The organism is Sphingomonas lacunae, from assembly GCF_012979535.1.
GTDB lineage: Bacteria > Pseudomonadota > Alphaproteobacteria > Sphingomonadales > Sphingomonadaceae > Sphingopyxis > Sphingopyxis lacunae.
The window spans coordinates 639,251-664,925 of the sequence record NZ_CP053015.1 but is presented as its reverse complement, the minus strand read 5'-3'; the positions used below and the strand labels follow the sequence as shown (position 1 = coordinate 664,925).

Sequence of the window (25,675 nt, the reverse complement as noted above, 5' to 3'; positions counted from 1 at the left end):
TGTCTCACCACCGATACACCTCTCCCCATCCTTCCTCGGCACCCCCCTGTTAGCCCTGCCGCACCCATGTCAGGCAGGCTGCAAGGACGGGCGCCACAGCCCGCTCCGGGACTAGAGAGAGGATTGAGCCATGGACATGCAAGTTTCCGAAGCGACCCGCATGGTTTCGCCCTTTGCCGCGAGCTATGACAATTTCATTGGCGGCAAATGGGTTGCCCCGCGGGCCGGACGCTATTTCGACAATATCTCGCCGATCAATGGACAGGTTATCTGCCGCGTCGCCCGTTCGGACGAAGCCGACATCGAACTGGCGCTCGATGCCGCTCACGCCGCCAAGGATGCCTGGGGCCGCACCAGCGCAGCCGAACGCGCCGTCATCCTCAACCGCATCGCCGATGTGATGGAGGAAAACCTCGCCCTGCTCGCGACCGCTGAGACATGGGACAATGGCAAGCCGATCCGCGAGACGATGGCCGCCGACATGCCGCTCGCCATCGATCATTTCCGCTATTTCGCTGGCTGCATCCGCGCCCAGGAAGGGTCGATCGCAGAGATTGACCATGACACCATGGCCTATCACTTCCACGAACCGCTCGGCGTTGTTGGACAGATCATCCCGTGGAACTTCCCCATCCTGATGGCGGTTTGGAAAGTCGCACCCGCGCTCGCCGCCGGCAACTGCATCGTGCTGAAGCCCGCCGAGCAGACGCCAGCCTCGATCATGGTGCTGATGGAATTGATCGCCGATCTGCTCCCGCCGGGCGTGCTCAATGTCGTCAACGGCTTTGGCCTCGAATGCGGCAAGCCGCTCGCCAGCTCAAAGCGCATCGCCAAGATCGCCTTTACCGGCGAAACCTCGACCGGTCGGTTGATCATGCAATATGCCAGCGAAAACCTCATCCCGGTGACGCTCGAACTTGGCGGCAAGAGCCCCAACATCTTCTTCGCCGATGTTGCCGCGCAGGATGACGATTTCTTTGACAAGGCGATCGAAGGCTTTGTCATGTTTGCCCTCAATCAGGGTGAGGTTTGCACCTGCCCGTCGCGCGCTTTGATCCACGAAAGCATCTATGACCGCTTCATGGAACGCGCGCTCAAGCGTGTCGAAGCCATCGTCCAGGGCAATCCGCTTGATCCCGCGACGATGATCGGGGCGCAGGCCAGCGAGGAACAACAGCAAAAGATCCTGCGCTACCTGCAGATCGGTCGTGACGAAGGCGCCGAAGTGCTGACCGGTGGCAGCGCTGCTGACCTCGGTGGTGATCTAGCCGGTGGCTTTTACATCAAGCCGACCGTCTTTCGCGGCCACAACAAGATGCGCATCTTCCAGGAGGAAATCTTCGGCCCGGTCGTCTCGACCACCACATTCTCGACACCGGAGGAAGCGCTCGCCATCGCCAATGACAGCGCCTACGGTCTTGGCGCAGGGCTTTGGAGCCGCGATGCCAATACCTGCTACCGCTTTGGCCGCGCCATTCAGGCGGGCCGTGTGTGGACCAACTGCTACCATGCCTATCCGGCCCACGCCGCATTCGGCGGGTACAAGCAGTCGGGCATCGGGCGTGAAACCCACAAGATGATGCTCGACCATTATCAGCAGACCAAAAACATGCTGGTCAGCTACGCTCCACAGAAGCTCGGCTTCTTCTGACGCACCGCTGACCACAGCGGACGGCCCGGCGGGCGGGGCAAACTCTCTCCCATCCCGGTCCTGCCTCCGGGCCGTCCACCAACCTTCCCAATTCCAGAAATCATTGACCGGCAGGGCAGGGGCCTTGCTGGAGCAAGGGGGACTTTGCCATGAAAGCCATCACCTTCACCGTCGCACTTGCCGCCGCCCTGTTGCCCGCCGTCGCACTGGCACAGGAAGCCAGTTCCTATGACAATCAGGCTCCGGCCGCAGAAGCGCAGACCAGTGTCAGTTCCGGCCCGACCGTCAGCTTTGGACTGTCTGCCGCCACCGACTATGTGTGGCGCGGTGTCAGCCAGACAGACAGCGACCCGGCGGTGTTCGCCACTGTCAGCATAGCGTCAGGCGGCTTCTACCTTGGCGCCGGAACCGAAAATGTCGATTTCCTGGGTATCGATCAGGAATATGACATCTGGGGAGGCTATGTGGCCGATCTCGGCGGTGCCAAACTCGACATTGGATTTGTTCGTTACGGCTATATCGATGCGCCGGTGAACATCGACACGATCGAGGCCAAGGCTGCGTTGTCGACCAATGCCGGCCCGGTCGGCCTGACGCTCGCCGTCTATCACACGCCCGATTATTTCGGTTCGTCAAATCCCGCGACCTATGCCGAGCTCGCCGCCTCTGCACCGCTGGCCGAGAAACTGACCCTCTCGGGTGCCTTTGGCCGCCAGCAGATCGACCGTCTTGCCGACTATGACACCTGGAATCTGGGAGTCGCCTATGAGGTCATGCCCGGTGCCAAGGTTGATGTCCGCTACCACGACACAGGCACAAACGCCTTCGGCTCGCTGGGCGACGCCCGCCTCGTCGGCTCCTTCAGCATCGCCTTCTGATCCCGCCGGGCCACAGCCCCGGGTCGCCTGGCCCCGTTCCGCTGTTGCGGAGCGGGGCCGTTCCCTATCCACATACGTATAATGCAAGTTGTCGGTTTGCCAGTAGCGCATCTATGCGGCATGCCTTGTGTCCAACACACAAATGCGGCCCAGCCGCAGGCAAGCCGGGGGACAGGCAGGATGGCAATGGCACCAATGGGCGCGGGCGGTAGGGGGGCGGGCAATCTTCCGGCCGGGGAGCAGGGCAATGTCCTTGGCCTTCAGCTTTTCGTCTTTGCCCTCTTTTTCATCTTTGGCGGGATTACCTCGCTCAACGATGTGATCATCCCCAAGCTCAAAGAACTGTTCACGCTCAACTATACCCAGGCGATGCTGGTGCAGTTCTGCTTCTTCACTGCCTATCTCGTCATGGGCATTCCCGGCGCGCAGCTGGTCAAGCGGATCGGTTACATGCGCGGTGCGGTGGCGGGCTTGCTGACCATGCTGGTTGGCTGCCTCCTGTTCATTCCCGCCTCGCAAATGGCAACCTATCCGCTCTTCCTCTTTGCCCTTTTCGTTCTGGCGAGCGGCGTCGTGCTGGTTCAGGTTGTTGCCAATCCGCTGATTTCGCTGCTTGGCAAGCCGCAGACAGCGCACAGCCGCCTGACCTTTGCCCAGGCCTTCAACTCGCTCGGCACCACCATATTTCCCATCGTCGGCTCTATCCTCATCCTCGGCAGTCTCGCCACAATGTCCGCTGACCAGTTGTCCGGTGCGGAACTTGACGCTTATCGGACGGCGGAAAGCCAGGCGATTGTATCGGGCTATCTTGGTATCGCCTTTGCGCTGGCCGTTGTTGCGACAGCCGTCTGGTTGTTCCGCAATCGCCTCACGGGTGAGCAGCACGAGCAAAGTTCGCTGACCGGCGGCTTTGCCTTGCTCCGCGAACGCCCGCGCTTCAGCTTTGGCGCGCTGTGTATCTTCCTCTACGTTGGGGCAGAGGTCGCCATCGGCTCGCTGATCGTCAATTATCTCATGCAGCCGCACGTGCTGGCCTTGCCGGAACAGGCGGCAGGCAAGCTGATCGGACTCTATTGGGGAGGCGCCATGGTCGGCCGATTCATCGGCTCTCTGTTGCTGCGCCTGGTCAGCCCCGGCAAGCTGCTCGCCTGTGTCGCTGTTGGAGCGACCACCCTGTTGCTTGTGTCGACCACCACGACGGGCTTCGTATCGGGTTACAGTCTGCTCGCAATTGGCCTTATGAACGCCATCATGTTCCCGACGATCTTCAGTCTTGCCTGTGAAAAACTGGGGCCGCGTGCTGCTGACGGATCTGGCATCATCAACGTCGCCATTTTTGGTGGAGCGGTGGTGCCGCTGGTCACGGGCGTTATCGCCGATGTCTCCGGTAGCCTCGCGATTGCCATGGCCCTGCCGGCGCTCTGCTATGTGCTCATTGCGGCATTTGGCTGGTACGCTCGACGTCCGGCGCAGGACTGATCCTAGCGGCGATTGATGCGCTTTATCGTCCCTGAAAAGGCGAGCACCGGGCCCTCTTCGCCGCTGATCGTTCCGCGCACGAAAACCAGGCTTTTACCTGCCCGCACAACGTCCCCCCGCGCCGTCAACATCTCCCCGGCGCGGGCGGGGCCAACAAACTCGCTGTTCATCGTCACCGTAACGCCATGGACCATCTCACCCGACTGAGCCGGGATCATGAACAGCGCATAGTCAGCAAAGGTCATCAGCGTGCCGCCATGTATCATGCCGCCACCGTTGCAATTATGCGCTTGCGGACGGAATGCGCACACAATGCCTTGCTCGTCGCGCCGCGCGTAAAAGGGGCCGACATGGTCCTCAAACGGGTCGCCGGGCATCCACTTCAACCAGCCTTTCCACTCACCCTCGGTCACTTCGCCAAGCCAGCCGCCGCTGGTGACGTCTTCATTCGACCCTGCCAGGGGGGGATTGCGGTCTGCCATTGTCTCTTCCATCCTCATCCTTCGCCGCTGAGCCCTGCCATGACGCCCAAATCGGGTACAACGACTGAACGCCGCCCGCCAAAATCAGTGCGCACGACTATCACGCCCTGCTTTTCCATATAGTCGAGCAGCCGCCGCACCCGCCCGGTTGAGCTGGTCCCATAGGCGCGGCCGATCGCGTCATCATCGGGGCAGGGCAGGCCATCCATCGCCGCCCTGCCGATCAGCATGAACGGCGCAAGCATGTCCTCGGGCAGCCGCGCGGCTATCGCCAGCAATGGCGCCCATTGCGCATCCTCTGGGTCCTCGACCCCCGCCTGCGCCAGGGCAAAGCGGCGACGGAAAGCGGCAAGGTCGAGCGGCGCCCGCGTCATCCGCCGCATCCGGCAGCGCACGCTGAAGTCCTGATATTGCGCCGCTGTCGGCTGGGCCATCACATCGTCGTCGGCCAGCATGTCGGCCAGCACAGCCCGGATAATCGCCTCGCTCTCCCGCGCGTCGGGCTGTGGCGGTGCATCGGGCGCACTGGCCAACGCAGCGACAGGTTCGCTGATCGTGCGGATCAACTCATCCGCCGGCACCACCCTCGGCCGTGGCTCGGCGCGGAGCGGCGGCGCTTCAGCTTCCAGTTCCGCGAACAGCATGGTTCGCACATTGGCCGCCTCGACCTCGGGCATGGGCAGCAGACTATGTGTGCCGCCGCGTGTGCTGGTCCGCACCGGTCCGATCTTGACCGCGACCGGCCGCCGGGAGATTGCCGGTCCCAGCCCGAGGAAATGTCCCCGCGCCAGATCGCGGATGCTCTCCGCCTGCCGCCGCTCCATGCCGAGCAGGTCGGCGGCCCGCGCCATGTCAATGTCGAGGAAGGTCCGCCCCATCAGGAAGTTGGACGCTTCCGCCGCGACATTCTTCGCGAGCTTTGCCAATCGCTGGGTCGCGATGATCCCGGCGAGCCCGCGTTTGCGCCCCCGGCACATCAGGTTGGTCATCGCCGCCAGACTGACCCGCCGCGCCGCATCGGCCACGTCGCCAGCGGCGGCGGGGGCAAACATCTGCGCCTCATCGACCACCACCAGCGCCGGATACCAATGGTCACGTGGCGCATCGAACAGGGCGTTGAGGAAGGTTGCGGCACAGCCCATCTGCGCCTCGAGCTCAAGCGATTCGAGATTGAGCACCACAGAAGCGCGATGCTGTCGGATGCGGCTGCCGATCCGGCCGATTTCGCGCTCGTCATAATCGCCTGCCTCGATCACCACATGGCCGAACTCATCGGCGAGTGAAGCAAAGTCCCCCTCAGGGTCGATCACCACCTGCTGTACCAGCGCCGCGCTTTCTTCCAACAGGCGGCGCAGCAGGTGCGACTTGCCGGAACCGGAATTGCCCTGCACGAGCAACCGGGTCGCCAACAATTCCTCCATGTCGACCAGCACCGGCTCGCCAGTGCCGTCTCTGCCTATTTCGATGGTCGCGCTCACGACGGCGGCTCTGGCGGCACTGGCGGCGATTTGCAACCGGCCTTGCGCCTTTAGCGGGCAAAGGCGAGAAGGAAGGTGTCAACCGCCGATCGCGCATCTTCCTCCAGCAGCTCAGGCCGGGGCGGTGGCGCGCCGGTCAGCATCACCCTTTGCACCCAGTTGGACTGGCACAGGCCGACAAATTGTCGTGCGGCTATCTGCGTATCACAACTGGTGACAATCTGTCCCGCCGCCCTGGCTCGCTCCAGATAGTTGCTGATAACTTGCCAGCCATAGCCAAGGCCGCGTGTGTCAAACATGTCGGCGAGGGCCTCAAAGTGCCTTGCTTCAGCGGTGGCGATACGCATCAGCCCGCTAATCTCGGGCGACATGGCGGCGCCCAGCAGGGACCGGGCGACATGCAGCAGGTCGCTCCTTAGGTCGCTGGCCAATGCCAGATAGCGCTCCACAGGGCCGAAATAGCGTTCGATGAGATCATCGGCGACCGCCATGAACAGAGCGTTTTTGTCCGGGAAATAGGACCACAGGGTCGTTTTGGATCCACCGACCATCGCCGCCACCTGCGACATGGACGTGCGGGCGAAGCCATGGTCGATAAACATCTGCGTTGCCACCGTGACAATGCGTTGGCGGCGTTCGTCACTTTGTCTGGAACTGGAAGCTCGGGCGGTCGCACTGTTCATGGCGATGATACTAGGTGGTATCATTTTTCTTGACAAGGGCGGTGTGGAGGAGCATCCCCGCGCCAATGATACTATCCAGTACGCTTCTCCCCGTGGTGCGGCGTGACCGGGCTAGGACCCGCCAAAGGCTGGCCTGCCTGGTTGCGCTCACCCCCCTTCTCGCTGGCTGCGCGACGATGCCCGACATGGCACCACCGCTTGCGCCGCTCGACGCTACAACACCAGCTGCGTCGGTCAGCCTTGCGGCCGATCCCGGCACTTTTCCCGCGGATGAGTGGTGGACCCATTTGGGCGATTCGCAACTCGACGCGCTGATCGCCGAAGGTCTCGCCAACAGTCCCACGGTTGACCTTGCTGCCGCCCGCCTCGCCGCTGCCGATGCCCAGGCGATGCAAGCGGGAGCCGCCACTGGCCCAGGCCTGGTGCTGGATGCCAGCGTCGGTGGCCAGTCGATGAGCCAGAATCAGGGCTTTCCGCCCGGCCTCATCCCCGGCAATCTGCGCAGTACCGGGCGGATAGCCGGCAGTTTCGGCTATGACCTCGACCTATGGGGGCGTAATCGCGCCGCCCTGCGCGCCGCGCGTGGGGAGGCTGACGCCGCCCGTGTCGATACCGCGCAGGCGCGTCTCGCCCTGTCGACGTCTATTGCGGCCACCTACGCCCGCCTTGCCGGACAGATGGCGCTGGTCGATGCCTCGCGCCAGTCGCTTGATACCGCCCGGGCCACTGCCCGCCTGACAGCCGACCGGGTATCCGCCGGCCTCGATAACCGCGGTGCAAGCGCGATGGCCAATAGCCGCGTGGCAGAGGCAGAAGCCTTGCTAGCGGCGGCGCGCCAGGATGAACTGTTGCTGCGTCATGCCTTGGCCGCTCTGCTCGGCGCAGGTCCGGACCGCGGCCTCGCCATTACGGCACCCCGCCTGAACGCCCAGACCGCCGCCACGGCCCCCGCCAACCTGCCGCTCGATCTGGTCGGCCGCCGACCCGATCTCGTCTCGGCGCGCCTGCGGGCACAGGCGGCCGCCGATCGCATCGGTGTTGCCCGGGCGGATTTTTATCCCAGCATCAACCTGACAGCGGTGGCCGGCCTGCAATCCATTGGTCTGTCCGATTTGTTGCGCGGTTCCTCTTTCTTCAGCAACATCGGTCCCGCCCTGCGTCTCCCGATCTTCGCACGGAACGGAACTGAGGGGCGTTATCGCGCTGCCCGCGCCGGCTATGATCAAGCGGTCGCCAACTATGACCAGGCCTTGCTCGACGCGTTGCGCGATGTGGCGGACGCGCTGGTAACCAAGCGCGCCATCGGCGAACAGCTGGCTGCTGCCCGATCCGGTCTCGCATCGGCTGGCGAAGCGCGCCGCATTGCCGAACTGCGCTATCGCGAAGGCGTAACCGGCCAGTTGCCATTGCTTGTCGCCGATCAGGGACTGATCAGCGCCAGCCGCAGTCTTGCCCTTCTCGAAAGCCAGTCGGTTTCTGCCGACATTGCCCTCATCCGTGCGCTTGGTGGCGGCTTTGCCGCTGACAGCTCCCCCGAAACGGAACCTCCCCGTGACTGATACAGCTCCGTCTCCTGCAGCCCTCGACGTGGCAAACAAGGCCTCCTCCAATCATGCCCGCCGTCGCCAATTGCTCTGGCGCTTTGCGATCATTGTGGTGGCTGTGGCGACGGTTACCGTAGGCTGGTGGTTCGTAACCCAACGCGGCATCGTTAACAGCGGCAATGCCTATGTCGCGGCCGATCTTGCGCAGGTGACGCCGCTCGTTGCGGGGGCAGTCAAGGAAGTGAAAGTGGTCGATACACAGTCGGTCAAAGCCGGCGACGTGCTGGTCATTTTGGACGATGCTGACGCTCGTGTCGAACTGGCCGCTGCCGAAGCTGCCTTGGCCCAGGCCCGTCAGCAATATCGTCAGGCGCTTGCCAGTGGCACGTCCCTGAGCGCGCAGGTGGGTGCATCGAACGCCTCCGTGCAACAGGCAGAGGCTGCTCTTGCAGCCGCCATGGCGTATCGCGCTGCAGCAGCTGATGCGCTTCAGCGCCGGCAGGCACTTGCCGCCAGTGGTGCTGTCTCGGCTGAGGAACTGGTTCAGGCCCGCTCAGGACTGGCAGCCGCCGACGCCAGTCTGGATCGTGCTCGCGCAACTGTCGCTGCGGCCAGAGCCACAACTGCTTCGTCACAGGGACAATTGGCGGTCAATCGTGTCATCACCGGTCAGGGAGACATGGATACCGACCCGACGGTCGCTGCAGCCCGCGCCCGTGTAGACGCGGCGCGACTGGCGCTTGAACGCACTGTCATCCGCGCACCGGTGACCGGTGTTGTCACCCAGCGGCGGGTGCAAATCGGGCAACGTCTGGCGCCCGGCACGCCGATCATGACCATCGTTCCTGTCGGCAATGTTTATGTCGACGCCAATCTCAAGGAAGTGCAGTTGCGAAGCGTCCGCATTGGTCAGCCAGTGGAACTGGTCTCTGATCTGTACGGTGGAGATGTTGTCTATCGCGGACAGGTGGTCGGCATTGGCGGTGGTACCGGCGCGGCCTTTGCCATCATCCCGGCACAGAATGCCACCGGGAACTGGGTCAAGGTGGTGCAGCGGGTACCTGTCCGTATCGCCATCAATCCACAGGATTTGGCGGCCCATCCGCTGCGCGTCGGCCTGTCGATGGAAGTATCCATCGATACCCGCGACTGACAAACGCTGTCATGGCCGCCACGCCTGCCTCTCGCGTAACTGCCCATGCCGAACCGCCGATTCCCGTGCTGACCGGTTGGCGGCTGGCACTTGCTGCCTTTGCGCTGGCTCTGACCAATTTCGTTGTGGTGCTCGATATCACCATTGCGAATGTCTCAGTGCCGCACATCGCCGGCGGTCTAGCCGTCTCCCCGACACAGGGGACGTGGGTCATCACCAGCTATGCGGTGGCAGAGGCGATCACAGTGCCCTTGTCCGGCTGGCTGGCGGCACGGTTTGGCACGGTGCGCTGGCTGATCATCTCGATTGCCGGTTTCGGCCTTTTTTCCTTGCTGTGCGGGATCGCCGGGACGATCGAGCTGCTTATCCTGTTCCGCATTCTCCAGGGGCTCAGCGGTGGGCCGCTGATGCCGCTGACCCAGGCGATGCTGACCCGCATCTTTCCGCCGGACAAGATCCCGATGGCGATGGGTCTGTGGGCAGTGACGACAATCCTCGCGCCGATTGTCGGGCCGATCCTCGGCGGCACGATCAGTGATACGCTCAGCTGGCCATGGATCTTCTTTATCAACGTGCCCGTGGTGATCGGCTGCTTGGTCGTCTTCTTCCGCTACCTGTCGCCCTTTGAAAGCGTCATCGAACAGCGCCGCATCGACCGGGTGGGCCTTGTTCTCCTCATACTGTGGGTTGGTGCATTCCAGTTGATGCTGGATACTGGCCGCGAACATGACTGGTTCGGCTCGCCGATGATTGTCAGCCTCGCCATTGTCGCTGCAATCGCCTTCATTGCGTTCATCATCTGGGAATGGTTCGACGAAGATCCTGTCGTGGATCTCCAGTTGCTCAGGGACAGGACGCTGGCGGTGTCCATCATCGCCATATCGATTGGCTATGGCTCCTTTTTCGGGTCGGTCGTTCTGGTGCCCCTGTGGTTGCAGGCGGTGCTTGGCTATACCGCCAGCCAAGCCGGCTGGGCGACTGCGGCGCTTGGTGTGCTGGCAGTGATGGTTGCGCCGGTGGCCGCCGCCTTGCTTAATCGTGTGGATGCCCGGTTGACCATCTGTCTCGGCATGGTGTGGATGGGGTTGATGACCCTTGTCAGACTCGACTGGAATACGGGTTCCACCATGTGGGACCTTGTATGGCCAATGTTGCTGCAGGGATTGGGCATGCCCTTCTTTTTCGTCGGGCTGACCACACTTGGCATCATCAACGTTACGCCAGAACGCACTGCTGCCGCGGCAGGCATCATGTCGTTCATGCGCACGGTCAGCGGTGCCATTGCAACGGCGGTGGCCACGACATTGTGGGCCAACTTTGCCAGCACTTCGCGCACCGGTCTCGCGCCGCTGGTAGGCGATGGGGAAGCGACCCTAGCCGGGATGCAGGCTGGCGGCATGACGTCGGAACAGGCACGAACCGCCCTGAGCAATCTCGCAGAGGCGCAAGCATCAACGATTGCCATGCTAGATATCTTCATGGTGACGACCGCCATGTTCATGCTGGCCGCCGCCATTGTCTGGCTCATTCCCCGGCCCACTGGCGCCTTGTCACCCGGCGGTGGCATGGGTCACTGAACTGACAGGCCGATAGCACCCAAGGACTGGCCCTGGATACAGCAGGCGAACCCGCTGCAGCGGCCTCTATTTGAAGATGCGCCTGATCGGCCCGCGCCTCGCTGACTTCTGGTTCAGGTCCTGCTGCTCCTGTTCTGTGCGCGAACGCGTATCCTGCAATATCCGGCGCACCCGGTCATCGCGCGTCTCGCGCCGGGACAGCCATCGCCACAGATTGGATAGGAACCGCATCGCCTCTTTTTATCATGTCAGGCAACAGAATGACAGATAAAAACCATTGGATTAAAACGACTTAGTTAAGATTTTTAAGCATAGACAAGGATCTCGCGAGTAATCGTTTGCACCGTTCAGCGATGATCTTGGCGTTGCATCTGACGAGCCTTGGCAAGCGCTCCGGATCAACGCTCATGAATGGAAATGCGGCCATTGGCGGCCCTGTGACGCTGTCAGCAGACAGCGATGGCTGGGGCGGCAGGATTCGAACCTGCGAATGCCGGTACCAAAAACCGGTGCCTTACCACTTGGCGACGCCCCAGCATGGGCGATAGAGGCGGCCTTATAGCCGCGCATTTCGGGATGGGAAGGGGTTTTCCAGCCCGCGATCCCACTAAAGTCAATCGAGGCGCATCACCCATCCGTGAATATCTGCGGCCGTGCCGCGTTGGATATCGACGAGCCGCTGTTTCAGGCGTTGTGTCGCTTGTCCGGGCCCGCCCGAACCGATGGTGAAGCTGAAGTCCTTGCCAGTCACGCTGGCGACCGGAGTCACCACGGCGGCGGTGCCACAGGCGAAGGTTTCTACAAGTCGACCGCTTTGCGCGTCTGCGCGCCATTGATCGATGGCATAGCGTTCCTCCCTAACTGCCAACCCTTCTTCGCGAGCGAGGGTCAACAGGCTGTCGCGCGTTATGCCGGGCAAAATGGTGCCATCCAGTGGTGGCGTCTGCAAACTGCCGTCGTCAAACACAAAGAACAGATTCATGCCCCCGAGTTCCTCGACGTAACGGCGCTCTGCCGCGTCGAGGAACACTACCTGGTCAAATCCGCGGGCGATTGCCTGTGATTGGGCACGCAGACTGGCGGCATAGTTGCCGCCACATTTGGCGGCGCCAGTGCCTCCGGGCGCAGCGCGCGTATCATCTTCGGCTACCAGCAACTTGACGGCAGGCGCACCGCTCTTGAAATAATTGCCGGTCGCGGCTGCTATCACGATGTAGAGATAGTCGCCGCTCGGCTTCACGCCGAGGAATGTTTCGTTGGCGATCATGAAAGGCCGCAGATAGATCGACCCGCCGTCAATATCCGGGAACCAGTCCGCGTCGGCCTTGACCAAGGCGCGACAGCTTTCGATGAACATGTCTTCGGGCAGCTCGGGCATGGCCATGCGGTTGGCTGATGCATTGAATCTGCGGGCGTTGGCTTGTGGGCGGAACAGTGCCATCGCACCGTCCGAGAGGCGATAGGCCTTCAACCCCTCAAAAATTTCCTGAGCATAATGGAGAACCGCAGCGGCAGGGTCGAGGCTGATCGGCCCGCGAGCTGTTACTTTGGCATCGTGCCAGCCCTTGCCCTCGCTATAGCGGACAATGACCATATGGTCGGTAAAGGTTTTGCCAAAACCAGGGTCTTTGAGACGCGCCATCCGTTCGGCCTCGGGCACCGGGTTCGCATTCGGTTCGAACGTGAACGGGGCGCTGGGGGACAAAGCGGACATCGTGCGAACCTCTCATCGCGGGAAGTGGCAGCCGGTTACCGGTCCGCTGGCAGGCGGTCAACCAACGCTGAACATAATCCCCTCCGCAACAGCGTGAGGTGCCAGCCATGCTGAGTCGTCAAGGGTTGCATGGTTGGCCGCTTCATGGTTGTGCAACAGCTATGGCACCAATGACTAAATCCGGTCCTCAGGACGATTATGCGATCAGTCGCCTGAAGGTAGCCGCCTCTCCTCTCTATCTGCGCCACGCGGAGGTTCAGCGAGGTGTGGCGCTTCTGCTGCTTGGCCAATCCCACTTGTTGCGCGCCATTGACCCGGAGCTGCGCGCTGCGGGTATCGGTCGGGCCCATAGCCGGATGTTGGGGCATGTGGTGCGTTGGCCGGGCCTGACAATGAGCGATCTCATTGATCTGACCGGAACCAGCAAGCAGGCCCTCAGCCGGGTTGCGCGTGATCTGGTGGCGCGCGGACTGGTCGATGTCACCGCCGGGGCTGTTGACAAGCGTCGCCGGGAAGTGCGTCCAACGGCGTCTGGGCAGGCCCTGTCGGGACGTATAGACCAGGCGCTCGGTGAAGCGATGGGTCGTGCCTACTCAGGCGCCGGCCAAGATGCCGTGACCGGATTCTGGCATGTGCTGGAAGGCCTTGTGCCGGTCCAGGCCCGTATGCAAATGACGCGCCTCGGTAAGAAATGATGATCGACGTGGGGCTCAGCCCCTGACTATCCAAGTCAGTCCATCCGAGCACTTGCGGCCAGTTCCCTGCCTCTTTCTCGCGCGGCCCGGAGGGTGTCTGCCATCAGCGCAGCCAGTCTGCCATCGCTGTCCAGCACATCCAGGCCCGCCTGTGTCATGCCTCCCGGACTAGCCACCGCAGCAGCCATGGCCGCTGGTGTTTCGTCGGAGTCCAGCATTGTCAGTGCCGCGCCGGCGACCATCGCCCGCGCCATCCGGTCTGCCGCATCGGGATCTAGGCCGAGACGGACAGCGGCGCCCGCCATCGCACCAACAATCCGGTAGATAAATGCTGGTCCACAGCCGGTCAGTGCCGTTACGAGATTGAAGCTGGCCTCGGTGGATATCCACTCAACCAGGCCGAGCGGGGCCATCAGCTTGTTGAGTTGTTTGCTCAACGTGGCCTGATCACGCTCGCTGATCAGCGCCACGATACCACGACCATTGGCCACGGGCATATTTGGCATAGCCCGGACGATCTGGCCTGCATCGGGCAGGGCCAGGCGCAAATCCTCTAAAGAGACGCCTGCCATGATCGAAATGACCAGCGTGTGTGGTCCGGCAAGGCGTGAAACATCTGCTGCGACGTCGGGAAAGCCCTGTGGCTTGACGCCGAGAATCAGGAGAGAAGGCGCGGTCAGACCTTTGCTGTCGGACAGTGTTGTCACATTGCCTGCTGCTGGAGCTCCGCTCTTGCGGATCGCTGTCACCAAATCAGGTTTGAGACCACACTCCAGCCAGCGCGAAAGCATGGCACCAGCCATCGTCCCACAGCCATAGATCAGCATGTCGCCATCCAACCGGGCGAGAGCCTTGCCTGTCATCATTCTTTTCCTGTCAAAATCTCTCAGGCTTCGCCGCGCGTCTCTATCAAAGCCGCTGCAATAGCCTCTGACGGGCTCTTTCCGCCCCACATAACAAACTGGAATACCGGATAAAACCGTTCGCATTCGTCAATGGCGCTCTGCACCAGAGTATCAGCCATTTCCAGAGGCAATCCACCGTCTTGGCTCAACAATGTGGCGTGCCGATAAAGGATCATGCCGCTTGCTGACCAATGCTCGAAATGCCCCATCCACAATTGCTCATTGATCAGGGACAGCGCCTCGAACATCGCTCCCCGACGATCTTCGACAATCTTTATCTCGGGAAACAGCAACAACTGCAAAACCCGGTCCTCTGCGCGCCAAACGCCGCGCAATTCGTAATTGGTCCAGCTTCCCTGCACCTGGGTAACGATTTCATCTTCGCCAACAGGTTCATGAGGCCAGCCATGGGCTTCGCAATAGCGGGCGAGTGTGTCGATCGGCTCGCTGCCGTCGTCCTCGTCTCCGAAATGATCAGAACTCATGCATCAGCCATGGCGACAGGCGGACAAAAGCGCAAGCGTGGATACCCTTGCCGTTCCGCCCGCCTGTTCAGCAATGGCTTGGCCGATCAGTCCTTTGTGGCTGGCTTTTTCCGTGCCTTGCTTGTTGTGGATTTGGTCGAGCCGCCCTCAAGAGCCTCTATGCGAGCTTTGAGTGACGCCACTTCATTGCGCGATTCGGTCAGCATATCCTTCAGTGTTTCGAATTCCTCGCGGCTGACAAAGTCCATTTCCCCGACGAATTCCCTTGCCCGCTCGCGCGCGGCCTCACCGGCTTCCTTGGCCATCCCAGCCAGCGTGCCCGCCGCCCCATTGAGCGCCTTCGACAAATCGTCGAAAAATTTGTTCTGCGATTGCATACTTCATACTCCGTCGGACGGCCTGCATGCCGGTGACCTTGATCCGGCACCAGACCCAACGATTGTCCTGCCCGGAGCGGATATTGGCGCTCGTGGCCGGTGGCACAAGGGCTTCTCGATCAAGCCCTCTCTTTAGCGGCCGCTTTGCTCGATACTGATCGTCGCACTTGCTGCTGGCGGAACCTTGTTCTCCGCATCCGGATTGAGCTGATCAATCTTGTAATTGAGGATCGAGGCGAAGCTGAGCCACACCATATAGGGCACCAGCAGCCACGCCGCTGTCTTGCGAATAGCGGCAAAAGCAAAGCTAGTGGCGATGGTAAGGCCCAGGATGGCCAGGATCAGCCAAAAGGCGAGGCTCACCTGATGGGCACCGAAAAACAGTGGCGACCAGGCGAGATTGAGAAGAAACTGGGCCGCAAACAGGGCCAATGCCCGCCCACGGCCTGCCGCGCCCCGGGCGTTGATGATCATTGCCAGCGCTAGGCCCATCATGATGTACAATGTGGTCCAAACGGCACCAAACACCCAGCCCGGTGGAACGATGTCCGGGCGGTCGAGTGATGTGAACCAGGCATTGCTGTAGCCACTGTTGGAAATGATGCCTGACAGGCTTCCAAGTACGACCAGCAATGGCACGCAAACCAAAATCCAGCGAAACAAAGACATGCGCAATTGGCCTGCCGAGGCTATCTCGTTCATTCACGCGACTCCGTAATGATCCCTATCGGCGCTTCATCACCGCCTGTCCGTGTTGCGGCAAGAAGAAACTCCACATTGCCTTCCGGTCCGGTGATCGGACTGGTCAGCATCGCCTCAACGTGCCACCCCATCGAAATGATCCAGTCACGCGCCGCATCACAGATCCGTCGATGCACAACAGGGTCGCGCACGACACCTTTCTTGCCCACCTCGCCGCGCTCCGCCTCAAACTGCGGCTTGACCAGCGCGACCAGACGGGCACCTGGCCGTGCAAAAGACAACGGCACCGGCAGCACTTTGGACAAGGCGATGAAGCTGGCGTCGCAAACGATCAGGTCGATTGGTTCGGGCACATGCTGGCCGGTCAGGATCCGGGCGCTGGTTTGTTCATGTACGATGACCCGGCCGTCTTGCCGCAACTTCCACGCCAGCTGATTGCTGCCACTGTCGATGGCATAAACCCGCGCGGCGCCACGCGTCAGCAATACATCGGTAAAGCCGCCAGTTGAGCTGCCGACATCCATCGCCACTGTACCGGTAACGTCCCACCCCAGCTCGGCAAGCGCATGGTCCAACTTGATGCCGCCGCGTGAGACCCAGGGATGGTCACGACCCTTCATGATGATCTCGGCATCATCAGCGAGCATCTGGCCCGCCTTGTCGATTTTGCGGTCACCGACAAAAGCCAGCCCTGCCATGATCAGCGCCTGTGCCCGCGCCCGACTCTCCGCGATACCGCGTTCGACAATCAGCTGATCGGCACGAATTTTGGGCATCAATTCACAGCCCTTGCCCGATCGACCAGCATTGCGGGCGTAAGGATTTGCGGCAGGATTTCCGGGCTTGGCTGGCCAGGCCTGTACCACAGGTAAAGTGGCACACTGTTGCGGCCATGTTTTGCCAACTCGCGCGTGATGCTCTGGTCGGCATTGGTCCAATCCGCTTTCAGCACCGTTACGCCCGCTGCACGGAAGGCTTCGGTCGTTTCTTCCCGTTCGATCGAACTGGCCTCATTGACTTTGCAGCTGACGCACCAGTCGGCAGTGAAATAGACGAAGACCGGTTTGTTGCTGGCCAATGCCTGCTGAAGTCGCGATTCACTCCACGACTGTCCACCGATTACTCCGGTTGCGGTCTCATCCGAAGCGGTGGTTGGTGGCAAGGGCAGCAACAGGCTGAGCGGCACGATGCTGGCCGCCATGGCGAGAAAGGCGGGGCTGGCCATGGTGCCTTTGGCCTGCATCCGCCCGGCCCACCAGCCAGATGCCAGCGTCAGTCCGATGGCCAGCCCGCCGACTAGCCAGCCGGTTTGGCCAACCTGGCGTCCAAGCAGCCAGACCAATGCCAGCGCGGTCAATGCCATTGGTACCGCCAGCCAACGGCGCATTGTCTCCATCCATGGGCCCGGCTTGGGCAAGCGGGTGCGCAAGCCGGGAACCAGCGCCAAGAGGAGGAAAGGCAAGGCGAGACCCAGGCCAAGTCCGCCAAAGATCAGCAGCGAGGCCCAGCCTGGCAGGACCAGCGTGGCACCAAGCGCTGCGCCGAGCAGGGGGCCGCTGCATGGCGTGGCTACAAAAGCAGCCAATGCTCCGGTGAGAAAGGCATTCTTGGTCGGATTTTCCTCGGCTACATGATCGGTCCGGCTGGCACGACCAAGGTTGAAGGACAAGCTGCCAAAGCTGAACAGACCGGCGAGATTGGCAGTGATCGCGGCCATCAGCACGGTCAGCAGGACGACCGATTCGGGCCGTTGCAACTGGAATGCCCAGCCCGCCGCTTCTCCGCCGGCGCGCAGTAGCAGCAGGATAGTCCCAAGGATGATGCAGGTCAGCACCGCGCCTGCGGTATAGGCAAATCCCTCTCGGCGGACGTGCCGTTCCTCGCCGCCGGCGCGCGCGAGCGCCAGCGCCTTGAGGCTGAGGATCGGAAAGACGCAGGGCATGATGTTGAGGATGAGACCGCCGACAATCGAGCCGATCAGCGCGGTGACGAACAGCGTCAACGAAAAGCCGGTCGCCGCCGCATCAATGGAAGCCCCGCGATCTCCTGCCGATTGTGGCCACAGACCCGTGCCTGCTGCCGGGACTGAACCCAGCGGTTCGCCTGCCGGGCCGACCTCACCTGCCTTGGCGACGAACGCCAGGCCGCGCCCGTCAGCGATGCGGATCAGCCCGTGGAAATCGCTGCCGGGCGCAAGGTCAGGACCAGCCTCGGTGACGATGATGACATGGTCGCCATTGCGGCTGAACGCCTGTGCCGCGCCGGGCTTGTTGATGCGCGGTTCCTCGATGAACAGGTGCGGGGCACTGATCTGCAGGCTGCCGGGCAGCGGGACCGAAAGCCGGAGCTTTCCATCGACCACCTCATAGCGCGCAGGCCCGTTCAGGGGCTGGGGTATGGTAGCGCGCCAAAGGTCGAACTGGGCCTGACGTTCAGCCGAGACCGCTCCATCACCCGCTATCAGTGTCAGGGTGAATGCGCCCCGTTCGGGAACGCACACCTGATCGGTACAGGCCAGCCAATTCGCCTCCCCGCGGATCGGCAGGCGCGTGCCAGGGGCAACATTGGGGTCGACCGTCAAAGGCGCGATCAGCGCATAGGGTCGCTCGTAAACATGGTTCATCAGCCCGGCGATGACCAGCGTCTCGGGCGTCGGATAGGCGAGTTTCCCGATGGCAACGCCTGGCGGCAGAGACCATGTGACCTGCATACCAAAGCCGGCATCACCTCCGTTCAGCCAATAGCCGTGCCAGGTTGGTTCTGGTATCATGCTGATGGCGACATCAATTGTCCGCCCGGGTGCAGGACGATCGCTTTCGGCAATGAATTCAGCGCGGATGTGCGGCGCAGAGGCTCCGGCCATTCCCTGGGCCAACGGCTGCGCCGCTGCTACTGTCGGCATGAGCAGCAGCGCGAGCATCAGTTGGGCCAGAGAGCGCCATGGCATCATCGACTTGTCACCAAAAAACTGCACAGACGCTCCTGTCTCACAAGCTGGCTTGCGATATAGCGCTTCAATGGCGCATGAACAGGTGCAGCCTCTTATTCGGAAGGACAATCGTGCGCGCATTCCTTACAGCCTCAGCCCTCTTTGCTTCGACCGCTTTGGCCATGCCGGCTCTGGCGCAACAGGCGCCAGTCTCCGGCCCTGTCCCCGTGGCAGCCGCTGTAACCGCTCCCGGCACCGCAGAGCGCCAGGCACCCCCGAAATTGATCATTGCCATTTCGGTTGATCAGTTCAGCGCCGATCTGTTCACACAGTATCGACCGCTGTTCACGGCCGGCCTTGCCCGCCTTGCCAATGGCATCGTCTTTCCGCAGGGCTATCAGGCGCATGCTGCTACTGAAACCTGCCCGGGCCATTCAACCATCCTTACCGGCAGCCACCCCGGACGGACAGGTGTCATAGCAAACAACTGGTTTGACCTTTCGCTGACTCGCGATGACAAGCGTGTCTATTGCTCCGAAGATCCGACCGTCGCCGGAACATCCTCGTCGTCGGGCCGCTATGCGCCTTCGCTGCACTATTTGCGTGTACCGACCCTCGGTGACTGGATGACTCGCGCCGATCCGCGCACTCAGGTAGTGTCAGTGGCCGGCAAGGACCGGGCAGCCATCATGATGGGCGGGCGTGAGGCGGATGAAACCTGGTGGCTCTCTCCGCAAGGCCTCGCCAGCTATCGTGGCACCCAGCCGTCCGAGACCGTGAGTGCAATCAGCCAGGCCATTGTCAACGCCATAGGGACTGCCCGCGCACCACTCGACCTGCCAGCCGCCTGTGGTTCCCGCAGTCTGGCGGTGCCTATAGCCACCGGCACGGTTGGCACTGGACGGTTTGAACGTGTCGCGGGAAATTTCCGTGGATTCTTGGCATCACCTGAATCCGATGGTGCTGTGCTGGCGGCGGCGGCGCGGCTGCGCGAACAGCGGCGTCTAGGCGAAGGTCCGCAAACCGATCTGCTCATTGTCGGCCTGTCAGCGACCGATTATGTCGGGCACAGTTTCGGCACCGAGGGTAGCGAGATGTGCCTGCAAATGCTGGCACTTGACCGGGAACTTGGTGATTTCTTCACGCGCATGGATGCGACGGGCATCGACTATGCCGTGGTGTTGACCGCCGATCATGGCGGCCATGACCTGCCTGAACGCAATCAGACCAACGCGGCCCCTGAAGCGGTTCGTGTGTCGATGGATCTTGCGCCAGATGCGATCAGTGAACGGGTGAAGCGGGAACTGGGCCTGACAATGGCCGGCCCCCTGTTCGCCGCCGATGCGCCCTTTGGCGATTTCTATGTCAGCAGGTCCGTGCCGCAGGCCCAGCGTCAGCGGGTTATCGACGCGGCTATCCGAATCATCAGCGCCCATCCACAGATAGACCGAGTTGTTGACGGAAGGACGCTTGCCGGGATGCCCATGCCGCGCCGTTCGCCTGAACTTTGGAGTGTCGAAGAAAGGCTTCGTGCATCCTACGACCCGGAAAGGTCCGGCGATTTTGTTGTTGTGCTCAAGGCACGCGTCACCCCGATTCCTGAATCCGGCCTTGGCTATGTGGCAACGCATGGCTCGGTCTGGGATTATGATCGGCGGGTGCCAATGCTCTTCTGGCGAGCAGGCTTGCGCCCGTTTGAGCAGCCTAATCCGGTCATGACGGTCGATATCTTGCCGACGATGGCCAGTCTTGTCGGGGTCAGTTTGCCTGCTGACCAGATTGACGGTCGGTGTCTCGATCTTATCGCCGGTGCAGGCAGCAATTGTCCCGCGCCTTGATAGGTCATTGCCCGAACATGTTGAATGGTGCCGAGGCAGCGGGGTCGACTTTCCGGCCTGCTCGCCGTTCATCTTTCCTACAGGCGCAAAGTGAAATTCTGGCACTGTCGGGATGAGGCGGCTGGGCGAAGCTGGCTGGGGAGATTAAGGATGCGCAATCGTCACCTATGGCTCACGACTGGATTGGCGGCGCTTGTTCCCCTCCTCGCTTCGCCGGCACTTGCTCAGCGCCGACCCGCGCCGCCACCGCAACAACAGGCAGATCCTCAAGCCACTCTGCGCTTGTCTGCCCATGTCCGCGGGGTGCGATCGGACGCGTCTGCCAGCCAGAATCTTGCGATCGAGGTGCTCGACCTTCAGGTCAGGTTGCGCGGCAGCATCGCGGAGACGCGGATTACCGCGACGTTTCGCAATGCCGGCCATGACGTGCTGGAGGGCGATTTCCTGTTCGATATGCCCGCCGGTTCGGTTGTCACCGGTTACGCCCTCGACGTCGGTCCGGATCTTGTCGACGGGGTTCTTGCCGGACGCGATCAGGCGCGCGAAGCCTATGCCCGCCGCGTTGTGCAGCAGATTGACCCCGGTCTGGCCGAAGTCAGTTGGTCGGATCGCTTTTCAACACGCATTTTTCCGATTCCAGCGCGGGGCAGCCGGACCATCCGACTGACCATGACGTCGCCGATTGATCCGCAGGCAGGGTATGTGCTGCCGATGCGGCCATCGGGACCGGTCGGGCGGCTCACCATGCGCATCACCAGTGATGATGGCACGCCACCGGCGGCTTCGCTGCCGTCAGGCGTTTCAGGGCAGTGGCAGGACGGGCAGCTCAGTGTCGAGGCCTGGAATGTTCGACTCGGCGGCGAATTCCGCTTGCCCCTGCCAGCGCGGCGCGAGTTGATACTGGTTTCGGCGCACGCCAACGGTGACCGGTTCTTTGACCTTGAGGATCATCTGCCTGCAGACGGACCGGGGCAGGGCGGCACCCCACCCGTTCATATCATCTGGGACCGTTCGGTCAGTCGCGTCGACGATGACCTGTCCGGTGAAAAGGCCCTGCTTCTGGCCCACATCGAAGCAACCGGCGCACGCATCGCCGGCCTGACCCTGTTTGATAGCGGTGGAGCAGAAACATTGCGCCCCGGCGATGCGGGGGCACTTGGCACCGCGCTCGACAGCATCCACTATGGTGGAGGGACCAGCTTTTCGGTGTTGAGCGGCCTGACTATTGAACCGGGCGCCCTTTGCATTCTGGTTAGTGATGGCCGCGCGACGATTGATGGCCGCGCTGATTTCGCCTTGCCTTGCCGCACCATCGCTCTGGCTTCGGGTCGCGAAGTTGATCGGGGCTGGCTGGCGTCAGTGGCGGACCGTTCGGGGGGATCACTCATCGAACTGGGCAGCAGCAGTCGGGAACAGGCGCTGGCGGCTATGGCTCGGCGCGGCAGCGATATTGGCCGGCTGGTGGATAGCGAAGGCCGGACCATAGAGGCTGTCCGGATCGCTGCTGGCGAAGGCCGATTCCGGCTGGTTGGTCCCATGCCCCGGTCGGGAGATGTGCGGCTGATGCGTGGCACAGCTGTGGTGCGCAGTTACAGTCAGCCCTCCGTCAGTGCACCAGCCTTCTCGGGCCCAGGTGCACTCTGGGCGTCGCGCCGGATAGCCGCGCAAAGCAATGACATGCGCACAGCAGACCTCGTTGCCCTGTCGCGGCGCTATTCGGTGGCCAGTCCGCTAGCCTCCTTCATCGTGCTGGAGGCACCGGCGGATTATGTCGAGGCTAATATTCCGCCGCCTGACAGTTACCCCAAAACGTTGCGCGACCGGTACCTTGCCTTGCGCGCCAGTGCGGATCAGGCCCGCGAAACCGCGCAACAGAATCGGATTACAGTGGTTGCCAACGAATGGCAGCAGGTGCGTGACTGGTGGGCGACCAAGTTCGAACCGCTGACGGGCAACTCCGAAGGAACGGCCGAAGAGGAACAGGACAGCCGACCTGCCGGTGGCCGTCCACGGCGGAATGCAGGGCCGGTGCCGTCATCGGTCCCGGCACCGCCCCCGCCGCCATCACCGCCTCCTCCACCACCGCCGCCGCCGCCACCGCCGCCGCCGATGGCTCCGCCACCGCCAGTCATGGCGATGCCCGACGAGGCGACCCCAGAAAACATCGTTGTGACGGGCCACCGGGTTGAGGGACGGGCGCAAGATACGCCTGTGGCGATTACGACCGTTGATGCGGCCGGAGTGTCTGCTGACGCCGACAGCGCGGCTGGTTCGGCCACCCCCGGCGCCAACACCGGCATTCGTGAGGACGCCGCGATTGAAACCGCCGATTGGAACCCCGGCCGGCCGTGGATCGCTGCCTTCGATGCGGCCGGTACCGACTGGGCGGCGGAAGTGGACAGGCAGCGGATCGCCAATGGTGTGCTGCCGATCTTCTGGTTCGATCTGGCCGAATGGCATTGGCGCAAGGGGCGCGCGGTCGAAGCGCGCCGTGCGGCCGAAGCCGCGCTTGATCTGCCCACGCGGGACAATCAGACGCTCTCGATTGTTGCGGCACGCCTTCAACGTTATGGCGACTTGGACCGCGCGCTGGCCCTGCTTGAACAGCTGGTCGACCGGGAAAATGAGCGTCCCCAGCCGCTGCGCACCATGGCGGTGTTGCTGATGCAGCGCGCCGAAGCGCATCGGGCCGCCGGTCGCACCGATGCTGCCAAGGCCGATCTGCACCGCGCCATCGCCCTGCTGGCCGATGCCGTGTTGACCGTTCGGCGCGAACAACCGCACGGTTTTGTGCAGACTGCGCTCATGGACGCCAATGCAGCGGTCGCCCGTTATCGCGCGCTTGGTGGCACTGAGCATGCGCTCCCGCAGCGGCTTGTGGCCCTGCTCGATACCGATATCCGAATCGTGATGGAATGGAACACGCCGCGTACTGACCTTGATCTCTGGGTGACACAGCCCAACGGAGAGGAGGTCGGCTATTACCATGCGCTGTCGGCCACTGGCGGGCGGCTGACCGCCGATGTTACCAATGGCTATGGGCCAGAGGAGTTCCTGCTGCGCCAGGCCGCGCCTGGCACCTATACCATTCGTGCCAATACCTATGCGGCGGACCGGTCAAACCCCAATGGGCCATCGGGCCTCAGCGTCCGCATTGTTCGCAACTTTGGTAGGCCCAACCAGACTGAAGAACAGATGGATCTCGAAATGCGGACCGAGGACAGCGGATCGCGGCAACTGGTGGGTACCATTACCGTGCCAGGCCGGTCGCCGGCGAGGCGCCGATAGGGTTCCCCTGTCGATTGCCGGTTTGCGTTGAATGGCAACACCCCCGGTGACATCAAAAGGGGATGATGGACCGGGGGTGTGCCCTGTTGACGATGCCGGCTTCAGACGACCAGGGACCAGATTGGTCGCCCTCGGTGCCAACATCGTCCGTGTCAGCCATCAATGGGGATCGGGCGGAACACGGGCTTCGCGCGCTCGGCGTTCAGCCAAAAGAGGAAGTATTTCAGGACTTTTCGGGCTGATCTGGTTGGGCGTATTCTCCTTGTCTTCGTCACGGCGATTGTGGGTGGCAGGTTCGATTGCTTCTGCGCGGGTCAGTCCGTGCCTCCGCATCTTTTCGATAAATGTTGTCCGGTTGATGCCGGTCATCCGGGCAGCGTTAGCGACAATGCCATTGGCGCGGCGGAGCGCATCGCACATTTGCCTGCGTTCCAGCGCGGCGATGAGTCCTGACAGGCCGTCATCTTCGACTGGCTTGAGCAGGGGCCCGGCAGCGGGCGCACTGCCCGCCGGGCTGATCAACGAAGGCAGGTGGCGAACATCCACCGGGCCGAGTCCCGGTGGATGGAACAGCGCGGCGCGGACCAGAACGCTGCGCAGTTCGCGGACATTGCCGGGCCAATCGTGTCGGGCCAGCATGGACAGGGCGGTATCACTCAGCCGGGCGGGCCGATCAATGCCTCGGGAAAGTTGCTCGACCAGGTCGGGAATGTCTTCCCGCCGCTGATCAAGTGATGGCAAGGTGATGATTGCTACCGCCAACCGGTACCACAGGTCGCTGCGGAAACTGCCTTCCTCGATGCGCCGGGGCAGGTCGCAATGGCTTGCGGCAATGATCCGGCCGGTGAATGGAACCTCTTGTCTCCCCCCGATGCGGCTGAAGCATTTGTGTTCGAGCACGCGTAACAGCCTGACTTGGGCAGCCACCGGCATGTCACCAATTTCATCCAGCAATAAGGTTCCGCCTGCCGCCTGCTCGAACCGGCCAATCCGGCGGTCATGCGCACCGGTGAAGGCGCCGCGCTCATGGCCAAACAACTCGCTCTCGATCAGTTCGGAAGGAATGGCGCCACAATTGACTGCAATAAAGGGCCGATGGGCGCGGTTGCTCCCTGCATGGATAGCCCTTGCCACCACTTCCTTGCCACTGCCGGTGGGGCCGCTGATGAGCACACTGGCATCCGATGGAGCCACCATGCGGATCATCGCCCGGACATGCCGGATGGCAGGGCTGTTGCCAGCCAGCATCTGGCGCACGGCATCGTCCGGTTCATCGGCCATATAGGCAGGCTGTGACAGGGCAGGGGCGGGAGCAGTCGTCATGTCCTGACTTTCGGGAATCATGGTTGCCGGTTGCTTGCCGCTCGCTTCATAATGGTGTGATCTGATGCGGATATCGGGATTGATGATGATGCAACGCGCTTGCGCCCGCTGGATAGGACTGGCGGGCACTACAGGCCTTCTGGTCACTCTTTCCGCCTGCGCGACGCCGGAAACGCGCGTTCGCGATGGCCTCCTCAATGCAGGTCTGTCGCGCCCGATGGCCAGTTGCATGGCCGCCCGCATGGTTGATCGGCTATCGCTTCTCCAATTGCGCCGGATCGGACGATTGGGGGATTTGCGTGATGAAGACCCGCGCCAGATGACCGTTGACCAGTTCCTCCACCGTGCCCATGCGCTGGGTGACCCGGAAATCTGGGCGGTCATGTCCTCCTCGGCCGCTATCTGTGCGATCGACCGGCGCGGCTGAACCATCAGGGTCCATTGGCCGACTGAAACATTCGCTGTCTTTGCAATGGGCCCCGCATGTGCTTTAG

At 62.2% G+C, this 25,675-nt stretch carries 21 protein-coding genes and 1 tRNA gene; 10 read left to right on the top strand and 12 right to left on the bottom strand.

What is annotated here, in order from left to right:
* Positions 1-130: 130 nt before the first annotated feature.
* From adh to GV829_RS03005, 3 genes are all read left to right on the top strand, one after another.
* Positions 131-1,651, top strand: a complete 1,521-nt coding sequence (gene adh, locus GV829_RS03015) for an aldehyde dehydrogenase (RefSeq protein WP_169943762.1) — start codon at positions 131-133, stop codon at positions 1,649-1,651.
* Between the two features lie 149 nt (positions 1,652-1,800).
* Positions 1,801-2,529 carry a TorF family putative porin gene (locus GV829_RS03010; RefSeq protein WP_169943761.1) on the top strand — a complete coding sequence of 243 codons (729 nt, stop codon included), beginning with the start codon at positions 1,801-1,803 and terminating at the stop codon, positions 2,527-2,529.
* Between the two features lie 180 nt (positions 2,530-2,709).
* Entirely contained in the window at positions 2,710-4,008 is a 1,299-nt protein-coding gene (locus GV829_RS03005) for a sugar MFS transporter (RefSeq protein WP_425505435.1), read from the top strand.
* Between the two features lie 2 nt (positions 4,009-4,010).
* On the opposite strand, the gene GV829_RS03000 is transcribed toward GV829_RS03005, so the two are convergent.
* From GV829_RS03000 to GV829_RS02990, 3 genes are read right to left on the bottom strand one after another with little or no spacing between them, the layout of a single operon-like run.
* Positions 4,011-4,490 (bottom strand): PaaI family thioesterase, encoded by a 480-nt coding sequence (locus GV829_RS03000; protein ID WP_169943760.1) that lies wholly within the window; start codon positions 4,488-4,490, stop codon positions 4,011-4,013.
* Positions 4,491-4,504: 14 nt separating this feature from the next.
* Positions 4,505-5,968, bottom strand: coding sequence for a helicase HerA domain-containing protein (locus GV829_RS02995; RefSeq protein ID WP_169943759.1), 1,464 nt, complete (start codon positions 5,966-5,968; stop codon positions 4,505-4,507).
* Positions 5,969-6,018: 50 nt separating this feature from the next.
* Positions 6,019-6,651, bottom strand: a complete 633-nt coding sequence (locus tag GV829_RS02990; protein WP_169943758.1) for a TetR/AcrR family transcriptional regulator — start codon at positions 6,649-6,651, stop codon at positions 6,019-6,021.
* A gap of 65 nt (positions 6,652-6,716) precedes the next feature.
* Here GV829_RS02990 and GV829_RS02985 point away from each other — a divergent pair, with 65 nt between their 5' ends.
* From GV829_RS02985 to GV829_RS02975, 3 genes are read left to right on the top strand one after another with little or no spacing between them, the layout of a single operon-like run.
* Positions 6,717-8,210 (top strand): efflux transporter outer membrane subunit, encoded by a 1,494-nt coding sequence (locus GV829_RS02985; protein ID WP_169943757.1) that lies wholly within the window; start codon positions 6,717-6,719, stop codon positions 8,208-8,210.
* The gene (locus GV829_RS02980; RefSeq protein ID WP_169943756.1) at positions 8,203-9,348 is read left to right on the top strand and encodes an HlyD family secretion protein; all 1,146 of its coding nucleotides are present in this window, start codon (positions 8,203-8,205) and stop codon (positions 9,346-9,348) included. The genes GV829_RS02985 and GV829_RS02980 overlap by 8 nt, the downstream gene beginning before the upstream one ends.
* 11 nt (positions 9,349-9,359) lie before the next feature.
* Positions 9,360-10,925, top strand: coding sequence for a DHA2 family efflux MFS transporter permease subunit (locus GV829_RS02975; protein WP_169943755.1), 1,566 nt, complete (start codon positions 9,360-9,362; stop codon positions 10,923-10,925).
* A gap of 460 nt (positions 10,926-11,385) precedes the next feature.
* Here GV829_RS02975 and GV829_RS02970 read toward each other — a convergent pair.
* Positions 11,386-11,460, bottom strand: a tRNA-Gln gene (locus GV829_RS02970).
* Between the two features lie 78 nt (positions 11,461-11,538).
* Positions 11,539-12,639 carry a branched-chain amino acid aminotransferase gene (locus GV829_RS02965; protein WP_169943754.1) on the bottom strand — a complete coding sequence of 367 codons (1,101 nt, stop codon included), beginning with the start codon at positions 12,637-12,639 and terminating at the stop codon, positions 11,539-11,541.
* 170 nt (positions 12,640-12,809) lie between these two features.
* On the opposite strand from GV829_RS02965, the gene GV829_RS02960 reads away from it, so the two are divergent.
* Complete coding sequence (locus GV829_RS02960; protein ID WP_169943753.1) at positions 12,810-13,334, top strand: MarR family winged helix-turn-helix transcriptional regulator; 525 nt, start codon at positions 12,810-12,812, stop codon at positions 13,332-13,334.
* A gap of 35 nt (positions 13,335-13,369) precedes the next feature.
* Here GV829_RS02960 and GV829_RS02955 read toward each other — a convergent pair whose 3' ends face one another.
* From GV829_RS02955 to GV829_RS02930, 6 genes are all read right to left on the bottom strand, one after another.
* Entirely contained in the window at positions 13,370-14,200 is an 831-nt protein-coding gene (locus GV829_RS02955; protein WP_246202991.1) for a pyrroline-5-carboxylate reductase family protein, read from the bottom strand.
* A 20-nt stretch (positions 14,201-14,220) separates the two neighbouring features.
* Positions 14,221-14,724, bottom strand: coding sequence for a type III secretion system chaperone family protein (locus tag GV829_RS02950; RefSeq protein ID WP_169943752.1), 504 nt, complete (start codon positions 14,722-14,724; stop codon positions 14,221-14,223).
* A gap of 86 nt (positions 14,725-14,810) precedes the next feature.
* Positions 14,811-15,101 (bottom strand): accessory factor UbiK family protein, encoded by a 291-nt coding sequence (locus GV829_RS02945; protein WP_169943751.1) that lies wholly within the window; start codon positions 15,099-15,101, stop codon positions 14,811-14,813.
* Between the two features lie 132 nt (positions 15,102-15,233).
* Complete coding sequence (locus tag GV829_RS02940) at positions 15,234-15,803, bottom strand: TspO/MBR family protein (protein WP_169943750.1); 570 nt, start codon at positions 15,801-15,803, stop codon at positions 15,234-15,236.
* Entirely contained in the window at positions 15,800-16,579 is a 780-nt protein-coding gene (locus GV829_RS02935; protein ID WP_169943749.1) for a TlyA family RNA methyltransferase, read from the bottom strand. Before GV829_RS02935 ends, GV829_RS02940 begins: the two co-directional genes overlap by 4 nt.
* Entirely contained in the window at positions 16,579-18,777 is a 2,199-nt protein-coding gene (locus GV829_RS02930; RefSeq protein ID WP_343042851.1) for a protein-disulfide reductase DsbD family protein, read from the bottom strand. The genes GV829_RS02935 and GV829_RS02930 overlap by 1 nt, the downstream gene beginning before the upstream one ends.
* Before the next feature lie 137 nt (positions 18,778-18,914).
* Between GV829_RS02930 and GV829_RS02925 the strand changes: the two genes are divergently transcribed.
* Positions 18,915-20,570, top strand: coding sequence for an alkaline phosphatase family protein (locus tag GV829_RS02925; protein ID WP_169947877.1), 1,656 nt, complete (start codon positions 18,915-18,917; stop codon positions 20,568-20,570).
* Positions 20,571-20,720: 150 nt separating this feature from the next.
* A complete protein-coding gene (locus GV829_RS02920) occupies positions 20,721-23,858 on the top strand; it encodes a VIT domain-containing protein (protein ID WP_169943748.1) in 3,138 nt (1,045 codons plus the stop codon).
* A 159-nt stretch (positions 23,859-24,017) separates the two neighbouring features.
* Here GV829_RS02920 and GV829_RS02915 read toward each other — a convergent pair whose 3' ends face one another.
* Positions 24,018-25,181: a sigma-54 interaction domain-containing protein gene (locus tag GV829_RS02915; RefSeq protein ID WP_246202990.1), complete on the bottom strand. Its 1,164-nt coding sequence runs from the start codon at positions 25,179-25,181 to the stop codon at positions 24,018-24,020.
* Positions 25,182-25,245: 64 nt separating this feature from the next.
* Here GV829_RS02915 and GV829_RS02910 point away from each other — a divergent pair, with 64 nt between their 5' ends.
* Positions 25,246-25,608, top strand: a complete 363-nt coding sequence (locus GV829_RS02910) for a hypothetical protein (RefSeq protein WP_425505434.1) — start codon at positions 25,246-25,248, stop codon at positions 25,606-25,608.
* Positions 25,609-25,675 lie beyond the last annotated feature (67 nt).